General features: G+C 62.6%; 5 protein-coding genes. 4 read left to right on the forward strand and 1 reads right to left on the reverse strand.

Features of this window, described 5'->3' with window-relative positions:
* The 4 genes from EN969_RS17165 to EN969_RS17180 all read left to right on the forward strand — a co-directional run.
* The coding region (locus EN969_RS17165; protein WP_127419262.1) for a BMP family ABC transporter substrate-binding protein at positions 1–429 on the forward strand (429 nt) is incomplete at its 5' end.
* A complete protein-coding gene (locus EN969_RS17170; RefSeq protein ID WP_082826499.1) occupies positions 429–1,979 on the forward strand; it encodes an ABC transporter ATP-binding protein in 1,551 nt (516 codons plus the stop codon). The genes EN969_RS17165 and EN969_RS17170, both read left to right, overlap by 1 nt.
* On the forward strand, positions 1,972–3,030 hold the full coding sequence (locus tag EN969_RS17175; RefSeq protein ID WP_013530695.1) for an ABC transporter permease: 1,059 nt from the start codon (positions 1,972–1,974) through the stop codon (positions 3,028–3,030). Before EN969_RS17170 ends, EN969_RS17175 begins: the two co-directional genes overlap by 8 nt.
* Before the next feature lie 14 nt (positions 3,031–3,044).
* Positions 3,045–3,968: an ABC transporter permease gene (locus tag EN969_RS17180; protein WP_063168591.1), complete on the forward strand. Its 924-nt coding sequence runs from the start codon at positions 3,045–3,047 to the stop codon at positions 3,966–3,968.
* Between the two features lie 396 nt (positions 3,969–4,364).
* Here EN969_RS17180 and EN969_RS17185 read toward each other — a convergent pair.
* Positions 4,365–4,824, reverse strand: a 460-nt coding sequence (locus tag EN969_RS17185; RefSeq protein WP_164758308.1) for an outer membrane protein, incomplete at its 5' end; no start/stop codon positions are given.

Raw genomic sequence — 4,824 nt, forward strand, 5'->3', positions numbered from 1 at the left:
ACCTCGGCGCTCGACGCCGCCGAAAAGGCAGGCGTTCCTTCGATAGGCTTTCAGCTCGACATGTCGCATGCCGCGCCGCGGACGATCCAGACCTCCGTCATCTTCCGCTGGGAGAAATATCTTGTGCCGACGATCAAGGAGATCATCGACGGCAACTGGAAACCCGAGGAATACGGCGCTTTCGAAGGCCTTGAAACCGGCGTGGTCGATCTTGCTCCTTTTGGCCCCTCGGTTTCCGAGGAGACCAAGGCAAAGGTTGAAGCAGCAAAGCAGGAGATCATCGCCGGCAAGCTTGATCCATTCCAGGGCCCTCTGAAAAAGCAAGACGGCACCATCGTTGTCGATGTCGGCGGGAAGGTCGACGATGCGGCGCTCTGGTCGATGGACTATTTCGTCGACGGTGTCATCGGCACCATGCCGGCGAAGTAATGACGACGGCGCTTCAGCAAGCGGGCGACATGCGACGACCGCTGGGCACGCCGGCGGCTCTGTTGATGCGCGGCATAGGCAAGTCGTTTGACGGCAAAGCCGCGCTCCGCGATGCGTCCTTCTGTCTCGAATGGGGGGAGGTGCATGCCATTGTCGGTGAGAACGGTGCAGGCAAGTCCACTTTGATGAACGTGGCGGCCGGCGTCTATGTAGCAGACGGGGGCGACCAATCGATCGACGGCGAAGCGATCAGTTTGCGCAGCCCGCTGGAAGCCGCCGCCGCCGGTCTCGGCATGGTCCATCAGCATTTCCGGCTGGTCGAGAGTTTTACGGTTGCCGAAAATGTTCTCCTCGGCTTCGGCCGCAAGGCTGCTGTGAAAACGCTGACCGATGCGGCGGCGATCGTTTCCGCCAAGTCGAGCGAGATCGGCCTGCCCGTCGATCCGCACAAGCTGGTAGCGAATCTTTCGATCGCCGAACGCCAGCGCGCCGAGATCATCAAGGTCATGCTTCTGGGCGCCCGAATTCTGGTCATGGACGAACCGACGGCGGTGCTGACCGACGAGGAAGCGCGCACGCTCCTCTCTTTTGCCCAACGATTGTCGAGGCAAGGTCACGCCGTGGTTCTGATCACGCACAAGTTCCGGGAGGTTGCCGCTTTCTGCGACCGGGTAACGGTCATGCGGCACGGCGAGACCGTACTTGAGGGTGCGCGGGTTGCGAACGTCACCGAAGCGGAGGTGGCGCGGTTGATGGTCGGCGATGCCTTGACGGTTGCGGGCAGGCCGTTATCTCGGCCGGGTGATGTGTGTCTGAGCGTGGAAAGGCTTTCCGCACGGGCGACCGCTCACGGGCAAAGCCTGAACGATCTCGGGTTCGAGCTGCATGTAGGCGAAATCCTTGGCATCGCCGGCGTCGGCGGGAACGGGCAGGAGGAACTCGTTGCCTGCCTTCTCGGACTCGACCGTGCCGGCGCCGGCGCGATCGTACTGGATGGCCAGGACATATCCACCGCCAAGCCAGACCAGCGCCGCGAGGCCGGCTTGCGCGTCATCCCCTCCGACCGCTTTGACAGCGGGTTGATCCGGGAGCTTTCCATTGCCGACAATCTCGCGCTCACGACCGTCGCCAGCGGTAGCTTCGGCGGCCCGTTTCTCCTGAGCCGGCGGGCGATGCGCGAGAAGGCCGCCGAGGCCATCGATGCGTTCGATATCCGCGGCGCGACGCCGGAACGGCCGGCCTCTTTGCTCTCGGGAGGAAACGCGCAGAAAGTGTTGCTCGCGCGGGAGCTCGATCACGGCCTGAAGGTTCTCATAGCGCATTCCCCTTCTCGCGGGCTGGACATGAAAGCGGCCGAGTTCGTCCGATCGGCGATCCGCAGAGCTGTGGAAGCCGGCGCGGCTTGCCTTCTGATCAGCGAGGATCTCCAGGAGGTCATGTCCCTGTCCCATCGGGTGGCCGTCATGAACAGAGGAAGGATCGCCGGCTGCCGTCAGACCGGCGACGTCACGCCTGAATGGATAGGAGGCCTTTTAGCAGGCCATGCTTGACACAGCTTTCCTTGTTCGCAGGCAAAATCCCGGCTTCTTGTTGACCAGTCTCAGTTATGTTGGCGGACTGTTGGTCGGGCTGACGGTTTCGGCGGTGCTGCTCGTGCATGCGGGCGTGCCGGCAAGCGCTCTTGTGGATGAGTTCCTGATTGCAACTTTTCTGACCTCGGACGGCCTCTCCCAGACGGCGACGGCCGCTTTACCGTTGGTGCTAGTCGGCCTCGCCTCCGGCGTTGCCATGCGTGTGCGGTTTTGGAACATCGGCGTGGAGGGCCAGCTATGGCTCGGCGCGATCGCGTCAACCTGGGTGGCGCTGAACGGCAGCGGGCCTGAAGTGCTGAGGTTGCCGACGATGTTCGTTCTGGCGGCGCTTGCGGGAGCCGCCTGGATTGCGATTCCGCTTTTTCTGAAACTCAAGTGGGGCGTTAACGAGGTTATTTCGACCCTGCTGCTGGGAAGCGTCGCGTTTCTGCTCGTGCAGCATCTTCTGTTCGGGGTCTGGAGAGACCCTTCCAACAGCTTTCCCGTGACCGCCACCTTTCCCGAGGCGAGCTGGTTTCTCGTTCTGGGATGGGGGCAGTTGCATGCCGGAATCTTCCTGGTCGCCGTTATCGCATTGTCCATCTGGTTCGTCATGGAACACAGCCGGGTCGGCTTCTACGCGGATGCTGTAGGTTTCAACGCCAAGGCCGCGCTCGCCACGGGCCTGCCGGTGCTCAGCATAGCCGTGGGGCTCGTGCTGCTCTCCGGCGCTCTCTCAGGCGTTGCCGGCATGATGATCGTGGCGGGGACGGAGCACCGCCTCAACCAGTCCGTCGGCAACGGCTATCTCTTCAGCGCGATCGTGATCGCCTACCTGGCCCGCGCGAAGCCATTGTGGGTGGTCGTGATCTCTTTCGCGCTCGGCGCGGTGTTCACCGCCGGGAATGTCCTGAAGGTTTTCTATTCGATCTCCGAAGCGATGATCGTGCTGATGCAAGGCGCGGTACTGATGTCGATTTTGATGGCGCAGTTCTTCAGCTCCTATTCGCTCAAACGGCCCAAGAACTAGGAAGGGACAGTTGCATGGATTTTCTGATCGGCTGGATTGCCATCATTCCGAGCTATGCGGCACCGTTGCTGCTGGCGAGCCTCGGCCTCATTATCTGCGAAAGAGCCGGCGTTCTCAATCTTGGAGCGGAAGGGCTCATGGCGATCAGTGCCATGACCGGCGCGATGACGGTGCTTTCCGGAGCCGATCCTTGGGTTGGTCTTGCCGCCGGCTCAGCGGCCGCGATGGCTCTCGCTCTGCTGTTTGGAATATCGACAGTCGCCTTGCGCGCCAATCATACGCTCGCCGGCCTAGCCGTCGTCGCAATCGGACTGGGCATCACCGGGGTCGTGGGGCGACCCTACGTGCAGAAGACCTTTTCTGGCATTTCCACACTTGGCGACCTCTTCGGGATAGACCGCGGTTCGGCATTCGGCCGCATTTTCGCGGTGCAGGACCCGGTTACGCTGGCGCTGCCGATCCTGGTCGGCGCGCTCTGGTGGTGGCTTTCCAAAAGCCGACATGGCCTCAGGTTGAGGTCCGTCGGGGAAAACCCGGCCGCCGCGGATGTCGCGGGTATCGACGTGCAACTGGTTCAGTTCGGGGCTGTCCTGGCGTCCGGGCTGTTTTGTGGTCTCGCCGGAGCCTATCTCTCAGTCGCCACAAGTCATGTCTGGGTGGAGGGAATGGTCGCGTCGCGCGGCTGGATTGCCGTTGCGCTCGTCATCTTTTCGCGCTGGAACGCGGCTCGAGCTCTCTGGGGTGCGCTTCTTTTCGGAAGCGCGGATGCGCTTGTGCCTAGACTACAAGCCATAGGCGCCGACGTTCCTGTCTATCTCATGATGACTTTGCCGTACTTGCTGACGCTTGTCGTGCTGGTGGCAGGCTCATTGGGCGGCCGGCGCTCCGGCGAGCCGGCCTTCCTCGGCAGGGTCTATCTACGACAAGACAAACAATAAGGAACTTGCCCGGTTCATGAGCCCCGCGGCCCGCATCCTTCTGGACTTCGCGGATTTCATGGACAAGCATCAAGGATCGCCGATGTCTGTGCCGTCCCCCCCTCGCCCGGCGCTGACCCTGCGGCTCCGCTCGACGCCTATTCGCGTGCCACTAACCGTGAGATCAAGAACAAAGCGCCGCGGAGACGACAGAGGGGGCCGCCGCGCGTAAAGCGCCAACGTCATCCGCAACAGCAGGCCGAGCCCAGCCGGACCGCCCCCTCTGGCCTGCCGGACCCGGCCCTTCGCTTCCGTTCCAGGCGTTCGTCGTTCGGAAAGCCAAGCGATTGGCTTTCCGTCCGCTGCGCGGACCACTCCTCACCCCCCCTCAAGGGGGAGATCAGCAGCTTCAGCGGATCAGAACTTGTAGCTGAGCCCGACCCGGATATCCTGTGTCTGGAGGTCGACATGGGTTTCCGTGGGCAGGCCGGCGGCCACCGAGAGGTCCTGGCTGCCGAAGTCCGAGTAGCGATACTCAGCTCGAGCGATCCACCTGTCGGTGAAGGCGTGCTCGATGCCGGCGCCAACCGTCCAGCCGACATGGCTGTCGCTGTGGAGCGTTACTTCGGCGGCAGGGCCACCGGCGCTGACCGCAATAAGCTCATACTTGGCCGCAGCGACGCCTGCAGTGATGTAGGGCAAGGTCCGATCGAAAGCATAGCCGGCCCGCAGCCGCGCCGACCCGGACCATTTGAGTTCGCTCTTGAGCAACGTGGTGACGCCGCCGCCGCCGGCGTCGAGGGCCGTCAGCCCATCTATGTTGCCATACGCAATGTCGGCCTCGGCGCCGATCACGAAGCTGTTCTCCATCTGGTAA

The sequence above is a fragment of the Mesorhizobium sp. M7A.F.Ca.CA.003.01.2.1 genome (assembly GCF_003998945.1).
GTDB lineage: Bacteria > Pseudomonadota > Alphaproteobacteria > Rhizobiales > Rhizobiaceae > Mesorhizobium > Mesorhizobium ciceri.